This window comes from Kitasatospora gansuensis, assembly GCF_014203705.1.
Taxonomy (GTDB): Bacteria; Actinomycetota; Actinomycetes; order Streptomycetales; family Streptomycetaceae; genus Kitasatospora; species Kitasatospora gansuensis.
In genome coordinates this window covers 7631937-7647925 of record NZ_JACHJR010000001.1, presented here as the reverse complement: position 1 = coordinate 7647925, position 15989 = coordinate 7631937, and the positions used below count along the sequence as shown (strand labels likewise).

14 protein-coding genes are annotated in these 15989 nt (G+C 72.2%); 8 read left to right on the top strand and 6 right to left on the bottom strand.

Features of this window, described 5'->3' with window-relative positions; all coding sequences use genetic code 11:
- The first annotated feature begins 76 nt into the window (after positions 1 to 76).
- Positions 77 to 820, top strand: a complete 744-nt coding sequence (locus tag F4556_RS34480; RefSeq protein WP_313069033.1) for a FadR/GntR family transcriptional regulator — start codon at positions 77 to 79, stop codon at positions 818 to 820.
- Positions 821 to 832: 12 nt separating this feature from the next.
- Here the strand turns inward: F4556_RS34480 and F4556_RS34475 are convergent, their stop codons facing one another.
- The gene (locus tag F4556_RS34475) at positions 833 to 1105 is read right to left on the bottom strand and encodes a DUF2277 domain-containing protein (protein WP_184923217.1); all 273 of its coding nucleotides are present in this window, start codon (positions 1103 to 1105) and stop codon (positions 833 to 835) included.
- A gap of 90 nt (positions 1106 to 1195) precedes the next feature.
- Between F4556_RS34475 and F4556_RS34470 the strand changes: the two genes are divergently transcribed.
- The 5 genes from F4556_RS34470 (at position 1196) to F4556_RS34450 (ending at position 5900) form a co-directional block, all read left to right on the top strand.
- Positions 1196 to 1516: a hypothetical protein gene (locus F4556_RS34470; protein ID WP_184923215.1), complete on the top strand. Its 321-nt coding sequence runs from the start codon at positions 1196 to 1198 to the stop codon at positions 1514 to 1516.
- Between the two features lie 147 nt (positions 1517 to 1663).
- Complete coding sequence (gene dacB, locus F4556_RS34465) at positions 1664 to 3271, top strand: D-alanyl-D-alanine carboxypeptidase/D-alanyl-D-alanine endopeptidase (RefSeq protein WP_184923213.1); 1608 nt, start codon at positions 1664 to 1666, stop codon at positions 3269 to 3271.
- Positions 3272 to 3366: 95 nt separating this feature from the next.
- The gene (locus tag F4556_RS38790) at positions 3367 to 4158 is read left to right on the top strand and encodes a peptidoglycan-binding protein (RefSeq protein ID WP_246511169.1); all 792 of its coding nucleotides are present in this window, start codon (positions 3367 to 3369) and stop codon (positions 4156 to 4158) included.
- Between the two features lie 123 nt (positions 4159 to 4281).
- Positions 4282 to 5499: a CDP-glycerol glycerophosphotransferase family protein gene (locus F4556_RS34455; RefSeq protein ID WP_313069031.1), complete on the top strand. Its 1218-nt coding sequence runs from the start codon at positions 4282 to 4284 to the stop codon at positions 5497 to 5499.
- Between the two features lie 11 nt (positions 5500 to 5510).
- On the top strand, positions 5511 to 5900 hold the full coding sequence (locus F4556_RS34450; protein WP_184923209.1) for a hypothetical protein: 390 nt from the start codon (positions 5511 to 5513) through the stop codon (positions 5898 to 5900).
- Here the strand turns inward: F4556_RS34450 and F4556_RS34445 are convergent.
- Positions 5819 to 8101 (bottom strand): tetratricopeptide repeat protein, encoded by a 2283-nt coding sequence (locus F4556_RS34445; RefSeq protein ID WP_184923207.1) that lies wholly within the window; start codon positions 8099 to 8101, stop codon positions 5819 to 5821. The genes F4556_RS34450 and F4556_RS34445 overlap by 82 nt on opposite strands.
- A gap of 199 nt (positions 8102 to 8300) precedes the next feature.
- Between F4556_RS34445 and F4556_RS34440 the strand changes: the two genes are divergently transcribed.
- Positions 8301 to 11441 carry an AfsR/SARP family transcriptional regulator gene (locus F4556_RS34440; protein WP_184923205.1) on the top strand — a complete coding sequence of 1047 codons (3141 nt, stop codon included), beginning with the start codon at positions 8301 to 8303 and terminating at the stop codon, positions 11439 to 11441.
- A gap of 370 nt (positions 11442 to 11811) precedes the next feature.
- Here the strand turns inward: F4556_RS34440 and F4556_RS34435 are convergent, their stop codons facing one another.
- Together F4556_RS34435 and F4556_RS34430 are read right to left on the bottom strand one after the other, a co-directional pair.
- Positions 11812 to 13203 (bottom strand): HEAT repeat domain-containing protein, encoded by a 1392-nt coding sequence (locus F4556_RS34435; protein WP_184923203.1) that lies wholly within the window; start codon positions 13201 to 13203, stop codon positions 11812 to 11814.
- A gap of 230 nt (positions 13204 to 13433) precedes the next feature.
- Positions 13434 to 14420, bottom strand: coding sequence for an ABC transporter permease family protein (locus F4556_RS34430; protein ID WP_246511168.1), 987 nt, complete (start codon positions 14418 to 14420; stop codon positions 13434 to 13436).
- Between the two features lie 107 nt (positions 14421 to 14527).
- Here F4556_RS34430 and F4556_RS34425 point away from each other — a divergent pair, with 107 nt between their 5' ends.
- Positions 14528 to 15151, top strand: a complete 624-nt coding sequence (locus tag F4556_RS34425; RefSeq protein WP_184923202.1) for a TetR/AcrR family transcriptional regulator — start codon at positions 14528 to 14530, stop codon at positions 15149 to 15151.
- A 17-nt stretch (positions 15152 to 15168) separates the two neighbouring features.
- Here the strand turns inward: F4556_RS34425 and F4556_RS34420 are convergent, their stop codons facing one another.
- Together F4556_RS34420 and F4556_RS34415 are read right to left on the bottom strand one after the other, a co-directional pair.
- Positions 15169 to 15765 carry a DUF309 domain-containing protein gene (locus F4556_RS34420; RefSeq protein WP_184923200.1) on the bottom strand — a complete coding sequence of 199 codons (597 nt, stop codon included), beginning with the start codon at positions 15763 to 15765 and terminating at the stop codon, positions 15169 to 15171.
- Between the two features lie 34 nt (positions 15766 to 15799).
- Entirely contained in the window at positions 15800 to 15970 is a 171-nt protein-coding gene (locus F4556_RS34415) for a hypothetical protein (protein ID WP_184923198.1), read from the bottom strand.
- Positions 15971 to 15989: the final 19 nt, after the last annotated feature.

Here is a 15989-nt window from a genome sequence, read left to right as displayed (position 1 = left end):
ACCAGACCATTGATGTGGTGAGCATGTTTCACCCCACGTGGTGGGCGCGTCAAGGGGGTCTGGGTACGATTCCCGCGTGGACGACGACGGCGGGCTGATGGACTGGCAGGGCGGCGCGATCTTCCGCCCCGTCCGGACCGGCAACGCCTTCGAGGAGACCGTCGAGCGCATCCTGGAGGCCCTCAAACTCGGCGTCTTCGCCCACGGCGACCGGCTGCCCGCCGAACGCGAGCTCGCCGCCCGGCTGCACGTCAGCCGGGAGACCCTGCGCGAGGCGATCCGCTCACTCCAGCTGGCCGGCTGTGTGGAGTCCCGGCGCGGCCGCTACGGCGGCACCTTCGTCACCTACCGGCTGCCACCGCCCGACCCGGATCTCGGCCAACTCCGGCGCGCCGTCCAGGACATGGGGGCGGAGCTGGAGGACGCGCTGACCTTCCGGATGGTGCTGGAGACCGGCGCCTCCGAGCAGGCCGCCCGGCGCGCGCTCAGCCCCGAGCAGCGCGCGTACCTGACCGAGCGCCTCGACGAGCTGGAGCACTCCGGGCCGGAGGAGTATCGGCAGCTCGACTCCCGCTTCCACCTGGCCATCGCCGAGCTGACCGGCTCGCACTCACTGGCGGCCGGGGTGGCCGAGAGCCGGATGCGGCTGAACGACCTGCTGAACGCGATCCCGGTGCTCGGCCGCAACATCGACCACGCCTCCGAGCAGCACCACGCCATGGTGCGGGCCATCCTGGACGGCGACGTCGAGGGCGCCCGGCGCGCCACCGAGGAGCACCTCGAAGCGACCGCGGCGCTGCTCCGCGGCTTCCTGGGCTGACCCCCAGCCGGCTCAGTGCTGGTGCTGGTGCTCGTGACTGTGGTCGTGGTCGTGCTGGTGGCCGTTCACGTGCTGGTGAGCCCCGCGCACCACCAGGTGCTCCAGCAGCTCCCGGGTCGCCTCGGTCACGGCGGCCACCGCCCGGTCGAACGCCTCCTGGTTGTGCGCCGCCGGCGCGCGGAAGCCGGAGACCTTCCGGACGTACTGGAGCGCGGCCGCGTGGATGTCGTCCTCGGTCACCTCAGGGGTAACAGGGGCGCGCAGAGTCTTGATGCTTCGGCACATGCCTCCAGTCTGCCCCCTCACGCGCCCCTCACAGGTGACAGGGGGTGATGGTCGGCGTCCCGGGGTACCGTGGCGGGTAACTCTTGACGCATGATCACGCACGGCCGCGAGGCCGGACAGCAGCGGGGAGGCACAGTGGAGACCTGGGCGACGTGGACCACGCAGGGCATCCGGGCCGGGCACGGCGGTGTGCTCACCGAGGAGCTCGGAGCCATCACCGGAGACCTCACCCTGCACACCACCTGGGTGGACGGCGAGGCCCGGATCACCATCCAGTACACCGGTGCGCAGGACTGGTTCACCGTGGTCGGCAGCCCCGTCACGGTGACCGACGAGACCGCCGCGCGCAATCTGCACCAGGCCATGGTCGAGGCCACCAAAGCGGGCGGCGGCGCGCACGTCCCGAGCTGAGGCGGACGGCCCGGCAGGGCTGATGATGATCACTCAACTGGTAGTCTGTGTACGCCAAACGGGGGGCTCCGGGCCGATCCGCTCCGGTCTCCCGGGTGCGGTGGGTTTGCCGTGTGCTCCCGTCGTACCCGACTGCCAGGAGCACTCTTGCTGCCCGCGCGCACCCACCGCCGCCGTGTCCTCCCCTTCGCCGCCGTCGCCATCGCCGCCTCGCTGCTGGCGGGCGTCGCCCAGGCCGACACCTCGACCCCGGCGGACCCGAAGCTGATCGCCGACCTGGACGCCATCCTGGCCGACCCCCGGCTCGCCACCGCCCAGGCGGGCGTGCAGGTGGTCGACACCAGCACCGGTCAGGTGGTCTACCAGCACCAGGCCGACGCGCTGCTCACCCCGGCCTCCACCCTGAAGACCGTCACCTCCGCCGCCGCGCTGGAGCTGCTCGGCGAGAACCACGTCTTCACCACCGAGGTCCGCACCACCGGCAGCCGCTACAGCTCGGTCCTCAACGGTGACCTGATCCTGCGCGGCGGTGGCGACCCGAGCCTGCAGCCCAAGGACCTGGACGACCTGGCCGCCCAGGTGGCCGCGGCCGGCATCACCACCGTCACCGGCCGGGTGCTCGCCGACGGCAGCCGCTACGACTCCGTCCCGCTCGGCCCCGGCTGGGCCTGGGACGACGAGGCGTACTCGTACAGCCCGCAGATCTCCGCGCTCACCGTCGCCCCCGACGCCGAGTACTCGATGGACACCGTCAAGGTGACCGTCACCCCGGCCGCCACCGCGGGCCAGCCCGCCACGGTCACCCTGTTCCCGGCCGAGGCGCCGGTGAAGTTCGCCGGGCAGATCGCCACCGGCGCGGCCGGCAGCGGCAACAGCGCCGACGTCGAGCGCCGACGGGGCGTCAACGAGCTGGCGCTGACCGGCAGTCTGGCCGTCGGCTCCGCGCCCGTCGACTTCCTCACCACGGTGGAGAACCCGGCCGGCTACACCGGCGACGTGTTCGCCGGCGCGCTGGCCAGGCACGGGGTCAAGGTGCTGCGTCCGGCCAAGGCCGCCACCGGCACCGAGACCTCGCAGGCCCTGGTCGGCCACGCCTCCCGCCCGCTCGGCGAGCTGCTGGTCCCGATGCTCAAGATCAGCAACAACGGCATCGCCGAGCACCTGCTCAAGGAGATCGGCAAGGTCAAGGGCGGCCAGGGCAGCTGGAGCGCCGGCGTCACCCAGGTCAACGGTTTCCTCAAGGCGAACGGCCTGGAGCTGCCGACTGGCCGCCAGGTGGACGGCTCCGGCCTGTCCCGCTACGACCTGGTCAGCGCCTCCAAGCTGACCGGCCTGCTCAAGCTCGCCCCGGGCAAGCCGTGGTTCAAGACCTGGTACGACGCCCTCCCGGTGGCGGGCAACCCGGAGCGGATGGTCGGCGGCACCTTGGCCGCCCGGATGCGCGGCACCGCCGCCGAGAACAACGTGCACGCCAAGAGCGGCTCGATGGGCGGCGTCGACAACCTGGTCGGCTACGCCACCGCGCCCGACGGGCGCCGGCTCGCCTTCTCGATCCTGGTGAACAACTTCCCCGGCGCGCGCCCGCGCAGCGTCCTCGACGCGATCGCCGTCCGGCTGGCCACCGGCCCGGCCGTCACGCCGTCCGCGCCCGCCGCTCCCGCGCTGAAGTCCTTCAACGCCCCGGCGCTGCACGACGCTCCCGCCGAGGTCCCGGCCACCCGCTGGGAGGAGTGCGAGACGCTCGGCCGCTGCTGATCAGCCCCGTCGTCTCGTAACCGGGCCCTGCCGACTCTCGTTGGCAGGGCCCGGCTTCTTTTTAGTTTGGAGACGACATGTCCGGTGCGAGGGCCATGCTGCAAACCGCCCGAGGCCATCTCGGCTACCGCGAGGGCGCGGACAACCAGAACCGTTTCTCGGCCGCGATGGGCCGCCCCGCCGAGAGCTGGTGCGCCGACTTCGTCGCCGCCGTCGCGGTGGAGAGCGGCAACGCGGGCCGCTACCCCGACACCGCCTCCTGCTCGGTCGCCCGGGACTGGTTCGAACGGCGCGGCCGGCTCTCGGCGTACCCCGCGATCGGCGCCCAGGTGCTGTTCGGCAGGCCCGAGGGCCCGCTCGGCCCCGGCGGCGAGCACACCGGCCTGGTGCTCGCCTACACCACCGACACCATCACGGTCGTCGCGGGCAACACCAACGACGACGGCTCCGCCAACGGCGACGGCGTCTACCGCCGCAGCTACCAGCGCCGCTCCCGCTACGTCGACTCGTACGGCTACCCCGACTTCCCCGAGGGCCTGGTCACCGCCGACCCCGCCTGGCGCGACCGCCCCGGCGTCCGGTACTTCGGCCACCAGGCGGACGAGTCCGACCTGCCCGGCCCGCTGATCCCCCGTCAGGTGGTGATCGACGGCCGCCCGTACGGCCCCGGCGCGGTCGGCGAGCACATCACCAAGCTCGGCCGACTGCTGGTCGCGGCGGGCTGCTCGCACTACACCGAGGGCCCGGGCCCGGTCTGGGGCCCGGCCGACACCGAGAGCTTCCGGCAGTACCAACTCAGCATCGGCGACGCCGGAGCGGACGCCGACGGCATCCCTGGGCCCCGCCAACTCCACCGCCTGGAAGCCGACTTCGGCGACCGGATCTGAGCCTGGATCCGAGCCCGCAAGGTTTCGGCAAGCCGGTGGCAGGGCTTCCACCAGTCCGGCCGGGCACCTCCTCCCTCGACGGCCGCGACGGCGGCCGTCGAGTCGTCACAAGGGGGAGTCACCGTGTCATCCGCAGCACCCAGGACGAAAGCCGGCGCCCCGATCCGCCGGAATCCCGGTCAGTGGGCCACCCTGCCCGACTGCAAGCGCGTCCTGTTCGTGATCCACACCCTGGTCTACGGTCAGCGGCTGCAGGACCTGCTGCCGCTGCTCCGCGCCGACCTCCGGATCAACGTCGTCTTCACCGTCGCACCGCACGCCTTCAACGCGGGCGTACCCGAGTTCCTGCACCGCCTGGGCGGCATCGTGCTGCCCTGGCGGGAGGCCGTCAGAACCGACTTCGACCTGGTGCTGGCCGCCGGTTCGCAGGGTGTCGAGCAGCTCCGAGGACCGCTGCTCCGGCTCCCGCACGGCGCCGGTCACATCAAGCTCTCCCGGCTCGCCGACACGTCCGACCGCTCCGTGGGCGGCCTCGGCCGGCGCTACCTCACCTGGCAGGGCCGGGTGGTGCCGAGCGCCATCGCGCTCGCCCACCGCTCCGACCTCGACACCCTGGCCCGCTCCTGCCCGGAGGCGCTGCCGGTGGCCAGCGTGATCGGCGACGCCTGCTACGACCGGATCGCCGCCAGCCTGCCGCTGCGCGAGGACTACCGCCGGGCGCTCGGCCTGCGCCCGGCCGAACGGCTGGTACTGGTCTGCTCCACCTGGGGCCTGGGCTCCTCCTTCAACCGGTTGGACGCCCTGCTCCCCCGCCTGCTCGCCGAACTGCCCACCGACACCTACCGCACCGCCCTGCTGGTGCACCCCAACGTCTTCGCCGGGCACGGGCGTTGGCAGATCGACGCCTGGCTGCACGCGCACGCCCGCCGCGGCGTCGGGCTGATCCCGCCGGAGACCGACTGGCGGCAGCTGCTGATCGCGGCCGACCACCTGATCGGCGACCACGGCTCGGTCACCCTGTACGGGGCGCTCACCCGGACGCCGATGCTGCTCGCCCGTTTCCCGTTCCAGGACGTCAACCCCGACTCGCCCGCCGCCCAGCTGGCCAGGACCGCGCCCGCGCTCTCGCTCGGCCACTCCCTCGCCGACCAGCTCGCCTACACCCAAGAGCGCCACCGCCCCGCCGAGTTCGAGGCCATCGCGGCCGGGATCTCCTCCGAGCCCGGCGGCTTCAACCGCAATGCCCGCGCCCTGATCTACCGTCTGCTCGGGCTGGGCGAACCCGCGTACGAACCGGTCACCGAACCGCTGCCGCTGCCGAGCCCGCTCACCGACCGGTGATCGTCCGGGTGATGTCCGGCGGCGTCCTGGTGGACGAGCACCTGCGCCTCGCCGTCGACCACGGCTCCCCCGGGCTGCACTGGGCGGACGTGCTGACCGCCACCGAGCCGCGCCCGGCCGCCGAGGCGGCGCTCACGCTGCGCCGCCACCCGGGCTGCCGGGTGGTCGCGGTACCGGCCCCGGGTGGCGCGGTCTGGGCCGCGACCCCGGTCGGCCTGATCACCGTGACCGCCCAACCAGCCTGGCAGGCCGGGTCGTTGGTGCACACCTGGCTGGTCCTCGGACGGCCCGCGCTGCTCTCGGTGGTGCTGGCGGAGCGTCAGTCGCTGACCCTGCGGGCCGAGAGTTCCACGAGCCTCTCGGTCAGCCGGTCGACATCCGGCGCCCGCACCGCCCGGTAGAGCTCGAGCGCGTGCTCGTAGCGCGCCCGCTGTTCGGCCGGATCTCCCGTCGATCCGGCCAGTTCGCCCAGCAGTTCGTGGCAGCGGGCCTCCCAGTGCCGCGACCCACAGGCCCGGAACTCGTCGATCGCCGCCCGCAGATGGCGCTCGGCGAGCTCCGGGTCCACCGTGCCGTTCGCCCGGCCGAGCAGGGCCAGCGCCCTGGCCGCCTCGTACCGGTCCGGTACGGCCAGCAGCTGCGCCCGGGCCAGTTCGAGCAGCCGGACGGCCTCCGGGTGCTCGTCCAGGGCGAGCCTGGCCTCGGCCAGCGAGATCCGGAAAACGGCTGCGCCCCGGTCGTGGCCGATCCCCTCCCGCAGCGCCACGGCCTGCTCGAAGTGCCCGACCGCCTCGGCCGGTCGGCCCGCCAGCCGGGCCAGCTGCCCGAGCCCGTTCCGCGCCTGCGACCCGCTCCTCGGGTCACCCGAGCGCTCGGCCAGCGCGAGCGCCTGCCGGTACCACTCCGCCGCCTCCACCAGCCGGCCCGCGTTGCGCAGCCCCGCCGCGCCGGAGGTCAGCATCCGGGCCTCGGCCGCCGGATCAGCGGCGGCGCGTGCCGCGGCGAGGCCCCGCTCGTGAGCCTCGATCCAGAGCGCGTACGGGCGCAGCCGCAGGAACAACGGCCACATCGCGTCGGCCAGTTGCCAGACCGTCGGGTGCCAGTCCGCCTCGGCCGCCGTCCGCAGCGCGGTCATCAGCTGGAACTGCTCGGCGTCCAGCCAGGCCAGCGCCCCCGGCTCATCGCCGAACGGCACCGGCCTGGGCAGCTGCTCCGCGTAACTCCGCGCCATCGAGCGGTGGTTGGGGCTGATCAGTGTCTCCGCCGCGGTCGCGACGGCGAGGTACCAGTCCACCGCCCGGCGCACGGCGTCCACCCCGCCCGGGTCGGTGCCCCGGGCGTGCAGCCGGACCAGGTCGTGGAACTTCAACCGCTCGCGGCCGGTCTCCTCCAGCAGGTGAACCTCCGTCAGCTCCTCCAACGCGTCGTCCGCCTCGGCTGCCGATCCGCCCACGGCGGTGGCCAGTTCCCGGCCGAACTCGGCGAACGGCAGCCGGCCGAGGAGCCCGTACAGCCGCCGCGCTGCCGGGGAGAGCAGGCGGCGGGAAGCGTCCAGCGCGCCTTGGACGGCGTCCTCGTCCCCGATCCTGAGCGTGCCCAGCCGGTCGGTGTCCCGTCCCAGCGCGGCGGCGGTGACCGAGATGGCCTGGGCCGGCCGGGCCGCCAGCCGGGCGGCAGCCACACAGAGTGCCAGCGGCAGGCCGCCGCACCGGTCCACCACCTGCCGGGCGGAGTCCGGTTCGGCCTCGATCCGTCCGGTGCCGATCCGGCTCCGGAGCAGTTCGGTCCCCGCCTCGGGGGCCAGCAGTCCGAGCGGCAGGAAGTCCGCGCCGTCCAGCGCCAGGCCGGTCAGCCGCAGCCGGCTGGTCACCAGCACCACGCCACCGTCCGACCCGGGCCGCAGTGGCCGGACCTGCGCGGCGCTCACCGCGTTGTCGAGCATCAGGATCAGCCGTCGCCGCGCGGTCAACGAGCGCCAGAGAGCGGCCTGTTCGGCCAGCTCGGACGGCACAGGGCTGACCCCGAACGCCCGCAGGAAACCACCGAGCACCTCGGTCGGATCGGTCGGCCCCTCCGGTGCGTGTCCGCGCAGATCCGCGTACAGCTGGCCGTCCGGGTACTCCGCCGCCAGACCGCGCAGCCAGTACGACCCGAGAGCGGTCTTGCCCACGCCGGCCGGTCCGGTCACCACCACCAGCACCGGTCCGGCGGGGTCGGCCATCCGGTCCAGCCGGCACAGCTCCTCCGACCGTCCGGTGAAATGGCTGGGAATGGGCAGTAGTTGACGTGGCGTCGGCAGCGCGGGTGATTCTACTCGGACGTGAATTCCGCCGTGGATCTCGCGGGCCTGCACGGTGGTGCCGGTGAACTGCGCCGAACCGGAGATCGAGTTGTTCACGTCCGAACTCACCATCGCCACCCAGACCGCAATTCCCGTCACCAGTCCGGGTGTTCCCGCCAGCACCGTCCGGGCGATCTCGTCACACTGGTCGTCTGTCAGCGGCCTGCGCAACTTGCCTGTCAGCGGCTCCAGTTGGTCGAGCTGCTCGCTGGTGGCCGACCGCAGCGCGGCGGTCAGTGACGCGTTCGTCAGTGGCTGCACTGGCCTCTCCCCCGATCACTGCCCGTCACCCGAAGCGGACCGGCCGGGGCCGTTTACCGCGAATAGCAGGTGATTCACCGGCAGTTGACGAATTCTCCGGAACTCCGCTGCCTCCTGTGGTCAAGTGGTATGTCTCGACTTCCCGGCCCGTGTCATGCTCCCATAAAGATGTGAGCGATAACCAGACATTGGGGGGCCCATGCTGACGATTCGTCTGTTCGGCGCAGTGGAGATCCGCGCCGCGGCCCAGCTCGTCCCCCTCCGCTCGAACCGCGAGCGGGCGGTGCTCGCGGCGCTCGCCCACGACCTCGGCAAGGCGGTCTCGCACGACGTGCTGACCCAGCGGGTCTGGGACGACGAGCCACCCGCCAACGCCCTGGCCCTGCTCTACAGTTACGTCTCCAGACTCCGCCGGGCCTTCCGCGACGCAATCGAGCAGACCGGCTCGGACGGCCCCGCCCCGGAGGTCACCAGCGGTCCGCGCACCTACACCCTGGAGGCCGACCGGACCGCGGTCGACTGGCACCGTTACCTGCGGGCGGCCGCCCGTGCCAGAACCCTGGCCGAGGCGGGCGACGACCGGGCCGCCCTGGCCGCCTTCGACCAGGCCGAGGCCCTCTGGCACGGCGAGGCCCTGGCCGGCCTGCCCGGCCTCTGGGCCCAGGCCACCCGCACCAGGATGGCCGAGCAGCGGCTCGCGACCACCCTGCACCGCTACCCGATCGAGCTCCGCCTCGGCCGCTTCACCGACCTGGTCCCCGAACTCTCCCGCCAGCTCGACCAGCACCCCGGCAACGAATCGCTGGCCGGCCACCTGCTGATCGCCCTCTACGGCGCCGGGCGCCCCGGCGACGCCCTGACCACCTTCCAACGGGTCCGCCACCATCTCCTCAACGAGCTCGGCACCGACCCGGGCCCCCAGCTCACCCACCTCCACGACCGCATCCTGAACCAGGCCCCGGTGGCCGAGCTCCTGCCGGACCGGCAGCCGGCTCCACGCGGCACATCGCACCGGTCCACGGCGCTCTCCAATCTTCCCGGCATGAGCCACCTGATCGGCCGGGACGACGTGCTGGCCCAGGTCGCCGAGGCCGACCGGCAGCGGGCAAGGATCCAGGTCCTCTCCGGCATGCCCGGGGTCGGAAAGACCGAACTGGCCCTGCACGCCGCCGATCGCCTCCAGTCCCGCTACCCCGACGGTCGGATCTACCTCAGCCTCCAAGGCCATTCCACACCCCAGTCGCCGCCGCTCCCCACCCACTCCGCACTGCTCTTCCTGCTCCGCACCCTCGGCGCTCCAGCCGACTCCCTGCATGCCGACACCGCCGAGCTCAGTACGCGCTGGCGGACCGAACTCGCCGCCCGCCGCATGGTGGTGATCCTGGACGATGTCGCCAGCCCGGAGCAGGTCCGTCCGCTGTTGCCCGACTCGCCCTCCTCGACAGCCCTGCTGACCAGTCGGCACCGACTCACCGAACTCTCCGGTGCGCACACCCATTTCCTCGATCTGCTGCCCGAAGCCGAGTCGATCGCCCTGTTCCGTCACCTGGTCGGCCAGGAGCGAACCGACGACATCGCCCAGGTCGGCGACATCGTCGCGCGCTTGGGCCAGTTACCGCTCGCTCTCGCGATCGGGGCCGCCCGCCTCAAGGGCAGACCGACCTGGACCCTGGAGCGCCTGGCCCGCCGACTGGCCCGCGAGCCCGGCCGCCTGGGTGAGATCCGGGACGAATTCCGTGACGTGGCACGGGTGTTCGAGATGTCGTACCTGGCCCTCAGTGGGGATCAGCGCTCGGGATTTCGTCGTCTCGGCCTGCACCCGGGGCCGGATTTCGGCTCCTTCGAGGCCGAGGCCCTGATCGGCAGACCGGGCGGCCAATCCGAGAGGATCATCGAAAGCCTGCTCAACTGCCACCTGCTGCAAGAGATCTCCCCCGAGCGCTATCGCTTCCACGACCTGCTCGGCGAGTACGCGCGCACCCTGGCCCAACGCGAGGAGCCCACCGGCGAACGCGAGGCAGCCGTCCGCCGCTTGGTTCTCACCTGTATCCGGCTCGCCGACCAGGCCGATCGCATCCTCTACCCCGGCCGACCCAGGCTTCCCGTCACCGGCATCGAGGGCACTGATCCGCACTGGACCGATGAGGCGGATCCGCACCACTGGCTCACCGAGTCGTGTGCAGCCCTGGTGGCGACCGAGCTGCAGGCCCGGGGCGCCGGACTGATGGTCGAGGCCGCTCAACTCTCCCATGTCCTGGCCGAGTTCCTCCGCCAGGAAGGGCACTGGGTGGCGGCTGCGGAGATGCACCACGCCTCGTCCGCCCACTGGCGGACCGTCGGGAACCGCCGCGCCGAGGGCCGCAGCCGGATCGACCTGAGCGTCAGCTACTCGAACACCTCCCGCAACTCCCTGGCCGGAGAGGCAGGCGAGCGGGCACTCGCGCTGACCCGGGCGGCGAGAGACCCGGAGGGCGAGGCCGAGGCCCTCACCCAACTGGCCCGACTGCACCTGCGCACCGGCGAGTACGAGACCGCACTGGATCTGCAGCGGAAGGCCCTGACCCTGCCGATCAACCGAGCCAACCGGATCAGGTACTCCAACGGGCACGGCATCATCCTGCTCCATCTCTCCGAGCCGGCGGAGGCGCTCGTCGCGTTCTTCGAAGCGCTCTCCGAAGCACGGCGCAGCGGCGATATCCGGAAAGAGGGACAGGCCCTCAACAACATCGGCAACGTCTATCTGGAAATGGGCGACCAGCAGTCGGCCCGGCGGACCTTCGAGGAGTCGCTCACCCTGAGCAGAATCTCCGGCACCGATTCCGATCGCGCCATGATCCGCATCAATCTGGCCGAAACCCTGCCCCTCCCTGAAGAGCTCCTTACCGCCGTCCGACTGTGTCAGGCCGGCCTGGAGACCTTCCGGCAGCTCGACGACCGCCAACACGTCGTCAAAACACTGAACATCCTCGGTGGCACCTACCTGCGCGCCGATCGGCCTCGCGACGCCGTCGACCGCTTCACCGAGGCCGCCCAGGTCGCCCACGAGGTCGGGGCCGTCCACGAGGAGATCATCGCCCTACGCGGCGCGGGTCGGGCCGAGACTGCACTCGGGCACCTGCGCCAGGCCACCCAACACCTCGGCGCCGCCGTGACCCTGGCCCGCGCGACCCGGCTTCCCGGCGCGGAGGCCGAAGCTGCCGACAGTCTGGCTGCCGCCCTGCTCCGGTTCGGCCGCCCCTCGGAGGCCCAGGCGATGTGGCAGCGAGCAGTGGCCCTCGGCTCATCATTGGACCTCGGCGAATCAGACTATCTTCGCGCTTGTCTTCGACCGATTCAGTGACATGATCTTTCGCTTTTGATCACCACTCACCCAGCCTCTCGAGCGATTTTGCCGCGCCCGAACTCGCGCGCTACTGTCGCGGCCTGATGATCCATCAGAGGATGGTCCGACCATCCTCTGAATCTAATCACTCAGGTCCGCGCTACGCAAGTCATCCCTGAAAGGGAAGAACAGCAACGTGAAGAAGCTCGCTCTCGGCATGGCCCTGACGATCGGCCTGCTGCTCATCGCCACCCCTGCGCACGCGGCCACCAGCCGCGACAGCGGCATCTGTATCTGGATGTAAGTGACCGGCCAAGCACGGGGCCCGCGAGCCACCCGGCCTCGCGGGCCCAGCCGCGGCGCAACACCCATCTGCAGCGCGAATCGGTCAAGCCTGGTCGGGTCGGTTGCGCCATGTCCAATACCAGAGCTCGCTCGCCCGGTGGTCGTGCTCGAAGCCAGGGCCGAGTGGTCCAACACGCTCGTTCGCTGCCCCGGTCCGCGGATCGTCCAGCTTGGCAAGACCGTAGGCGCCCTCCAGGCGCAGCAGTTGATCCTCCTCGTCGAGCAGTAGCACGAACGCGTCCGCGACAGCGGGCTCCCGGTCGCCCGAGCTGGACAGGGCGACCGCAGCGGTTACCCGCACGCCGGCCTCCGGGTCTCGGACCAAGGTGAGCAGTGCGTTCCTGGTCTCGGAGGTGAGGTCACGTCCCCCGCCGAGTACGTGGCACACGGCAGCGCGTACTTCGGCTTCGGGATCGCGCGCGAGGGCGAGCAGCGCGGTGGTGGCCGCCGGTGTCAGGGGGACGCCGTGCGTGTGGAGGTAGTAGGGAACTTCGCTGCGTACGCGGGACTCCGGGTGGTCGGCGTAGCGGAGCCCGAGCGCCTCGCTGTCGGGGCCTTCGTTGCAGCCGGGGTAGGCGGCGAGGACCCTGGCGAGGACCCTGCCGTCCGTCTCGTCGGCCGCCCAGGCGGCGAGCAGCCGGTTCCTCGCATCTGGGTACCAGTCCTGGCCTGCGGTCCCGACACTGACCCCTCCGACGCCCAGGGCGTCCGCCAGGAACCCGCGGTGGGCGGGCGACGGGTGGTGGCGCAGGGCCGCCACGGCCGCCCAGGTCTCCTTGTCGCGGCGCTCGCCGAGCGTGAAGCAGGCCGCGAACCAGTCCCCGTGCGAGTCCGCGTCCTCCTCGTCGGGGTACCGGAGCGCACGAGCCGCCAGCTCGTCGACCGGTGTCGGAATGTGGAAGGCCCGCTCCAGCCAGGTGAGGATGCCACCGTGCCCGGCCCGGACGGTGAGCTCACCCAGGGAGATCTGCTCGATCCGGTTGTACTCGCCGTCGGGGATGAGGCGTACGGCAGCGGGTCCGGGTGTACCTGTCCTGCGGCGCAACTCCTCGGCTGCGCCGATCTCGTACCAGTGCCTGGCCAACGCGAGCAGTCGCTCCTGCATGCCTTGCGGGACTCGCAGCTGCGGTTCGTCGAGCAGGAGCGTCAGGACCATCGTCGGCGAGCCGAGATCGACGGCCCGCAGCAGCGGTGTCGTCCCGTCAGGCAAGGATCGGTACTGGTCGGCCCCGCCCTCCACCAACGCCTCGGCGACCCGTTCGTCGTACGCCGCCACGGCTACGCACAACACCGGGAGCCCGTCCTCGCCGACCGTGTCGGGGTCCGCTCCCTCTTCCAGCAGCGCACGCACCAGCTCGGCGTCGCGTGCATGGACTGCTGCTACGAGCCGGCCGCTCCGGCTCTCTTCGTATCGGCCGTACCCCGCCGTTGCCATGCAACCCTTCCCAACAGGAGGGCATCCGCCCCTACCCGGCCAACCTCCGTGTGAGGCGCCCTCTCGGTGTCGCCCCGACCTGGTCAAGATCTTGGTTCCTGTTGTGTCCCGTACGCAACCACTTTGTCCTCACCTGGCGCAGCCGAGACAGTGCTCCGCTTGCGGCAGTCAGGAGAGCCGTCCGACGGGCCACGCTGCGGTGCATGGATGCCGCCGTGCTTGACGGCTCGTCAGGCGGGCGTCGTCACTTGGCCTGGCTCACCGACCGCCAGGGCGGCCGCCTCCGGTGCCGGCCGGCGGCGGGCGGCGGCCAGGCCGACTGCTGCGAGGCCGAGGCCCGCCCAGAGGGAGAGGGTGAGCAGCGGGGCGGCGGCGGCCGCGCCGTCGAAGAAGGCGACGGAGCGGAGCAGGGTGCCGGCTGCTCCCGGTGGGAGTTGGGCGCCGATCACGCGGGCGGCGCCGGGCAGGAGTTCGGGGGCGGAGGTGACTCCGGAGAACGAGTTGCCAAGCAGGACCATCAGCAGGGCGGTCAGGCCGATGCCGGGCGGTCCGATCAGGGCGGCCAGGCCGGCGGTGGTGGCGCCGACCGCGAGGGTGGTGAGGGCGAGGACGCCCGCCTCGGCGGACCAGTTGCCGGTCAGCGCGCCGAGCCAGCTGTGGGCGATCGCCGCCGCGACCAAGCCGGTCAGCGCGGCCGCCCCGAGAAGCGCTCCGATGGCCGCGCCGCCGCGCAGCCGGAGCAGCGTGACCAGGGCTCCGGACGCGATCCCGGCGAGCACCAACGGCAGCAGCCCCGCCCCGAACACGGCCCCACGCGGGTCCCCGGCCGGTGCCGGGACGACGTCGGTCAGCTTCGCCTTTCCGCCGACCCCCTGGAGCAGTTGGGCCACCAGCGGCCCGGCCGCCGACGCGGTGTACAGCTCCGGCCCGGCCTCGCCCGCCACCACTGCGCCGTAGACCTCCCGGTTCTCCACCGCCTCCCGGGCGGCGGCACCATCGGTGTACCGGTGGATCTCGAACGCGCCCTGATGGGAGGCCAGTTGCTGCTCGAACGGGGCGGTGGCGGCAGCCGGTCCGGCCACCCCGATCGGCAGGTCGTGCGGGGCGAGGCGGGCGGCGGGCCAGGTGAAGGCCCAGAGTGCGAAGGCCACCAGCAGGGGTACGGCCAGGCAGACGGCGGCGATCCGACGTGGTGTCGGCGGCAGGTTGGCGGTCATGGCGGACGGGTCTCCATTAAAGAGAAGGATCGTTCGTTTTATGTCGCCAACTCTCTGCCGCCCCGCTGCGGATTGTCAAGAAGGAATGTTCGTTCTACGGTGGCCACATGGCTCGCGTATCCCAGGAACACCTAGACGCCCGCCGCCGTCAGATCCTCGACGGCGCCGCCCGCTGCTTCGCCCGCAACGGGTTCCACGCCACCTCCATGCAGGACGTGCTGCGCGAGAGCGGACTGTCCGCCGGTGCCGTCTACCGTTACTTCTCCGGCAAGGAGGAGATCATCACGGCCATCGCCGAGGAGGTCTTCACCACCGTCCGGGGCGCCTACGCCGAAGCCGTCGCCAGCACTCCCCCGCCCCCGGTCGACGTGCTGCTGCCCGCCGTGCTCGACCGGGTCTTCACCCACACCCTGGGCGGCGACGACCCGCTGATCTTCACCCGGCTGATCCTCCAGGTCTGGTCGGAGACCCTGCGCAGCCCCGAGCTGACCGAGACCCTGCGGGCCGGCTTCGCTTCCCTGCTCGGCCTCTGGACCGAGCTGATCACGGCCTACCAGGAGGCCGGCCTGATGCCCCGTGAGGCCGAGCCCACCCAGATCGCCCGCGTCCTGATCGCCACCGCCCAGGGCTTCATCGCCCAGCAGGCCCTGTTCGGCGACGTGGACCCGGCCGCCGTCCGGGCGGGCCTGGCCGCGCTGCTGCCCACGGCGTCACGACCGCACCCGGCCTGACCGGCCGTCGGCTGCACCTACCGAAGCCGCCGCAGCGCCGGCGCCTCCGGCGCAGGCACCGTCGTCGAGACGGCCGCCGGCTGCCCCGCCCACCGCCGGATGCCCGCGATGTCGAGGTCGAACGGCGGGGCCGCCTCGAACGGGGCCAGGCCGTCCGCCGCGCGGGCCAGCAGGGCGGCCGCGCCGGTCGGGTTGCCGCGGGCGGCGTGGGTGAGGCCGACCGCGTACTGGGCGAGGGCGCGCCAGAGCGGCCGCTCCGGTTCGGGGGCGGCCTTCCAGCGGTCCTCGAGCACCTCGTGGGCGTGGAACGGCATTCCGGCGTCCAGCAGTTGCTGGGCCTCGGTGAGCGTCTGCCCGGGCGAGCGGTGCACGCCCTCCGGCTGGCGCGGGGCGCCCTGCGCGCCGTACGGGAGCGGCCGGCCGAGTCCGTCGCGCGGACGTCCGTTCCGGGCCCGGCCCGCCGCGTCGCGGTCCCGGCCGGGACGCCGTACGGCGCTGGGCGAAGGCGCCGCTACCTCATCGTGTCCGCACGAAGCGCGCAGCCGCCCGCACTCCGGGCAGACCTGCTCCAGCCAGCACGCCGCGTCCCCGCCGTCGTTCTCCGTGTCACCCATACCGTGATTGTCGCGCGTTGCCCGCCGCTACCGGTCAGCGCAGGGCGTCCTCGTTCGCTTCGTCCTCACGGTCGCCCTCCGCCTGCGACTCCTCCCAGGCGTGGGCGACCTGGTAGGAGGTGATGCCCTCCTCCGGGTCGGCGGCGCGGACGTCCTCGCGGTCGGTCGCGGCCTTGTCGCTGAACTTCTCCTGCATGTCCGACATGACGGCTCTCCCAACTGGT

What these genes read in the sequence shown, in the direction of transcription:
- F4556_RS34475 (WP_184923217.1), bottom strand. Translation starts at nt 1,105, where the DNA reads ATGTGCCGAAGCATCAAGACTCTGCGCGCCCCTGTTACCCCTGAGGTG.
- F4556_RS34470 (WP_184923215.1), top strand. Translation starts at nt 1,196, where the DNA reads ATGATCACGCACGGCCGCGAGGCCGGACAGCAGCGGGGAGGCACAGTG.
- F4556_RS38790 (WP_246511169.1), top strand. Translation starts at nt 3,367, where the DNA reads ATGCTGCAAACCGCCCGAGGCCATCTCGGCTACCGCGAGGGCGCGGAC.
- F4556_RS34450 (WP_184923209.1), top strand. Translation starts at nt 5,511, where the DNA reads ATGTCCGGCGGCGTCCTGGTGGACGAGCACCTGCGCCTCGCCGTCGAC.
- F4556_RS34440 (WP_184923205.1), top strand. Translation starts at nt 8,301, where the DNA reads ATGCTGACGATTCGTCTGTTCGGCGCAGTGGAGATCCGCGCCGCGGCC.
- F4556_RS34435 (WP_184923203.1), bottom strand. Translation starts at nt 13,203, where the DNA reads ATGGCAACGGCGGGGTACGGCCGATACGAAGAGAGCCGGAGCGGCCGG.
- F4556_RS34430 (WP_246511168.1), bottom strand. Translation starts at nt 14,420, where the DNA reads ATGACCGCCAACCTGCCGCCGACACCACGTCGGATCGCCGCCGTCTGC.
- F4556_RS34425 (WP_184923202.1), top strand. Translation starts at nt 14,528, where the DNA reads ATGGCTCGCGTATCCCAGGAACACCTAGACGCCCGCCGCCGTCAGATC.
- F4556_RS34420 (WP_184923200.1), bottom strand. Translation starts at nt 15,765, where the DNA reads ATGGGTGACACGGAGAACGACGGCGGGGACGCGGCGTGCTGGCTGGAG.
- F4556_RS34415 (WP_184923198.1), bottom strand. Translation starts at nt 15,970, where the DNA reads ATGTCGGACATGCAGGAGAAGTTCAGCGACAAGGCCGCGACCGACCGC.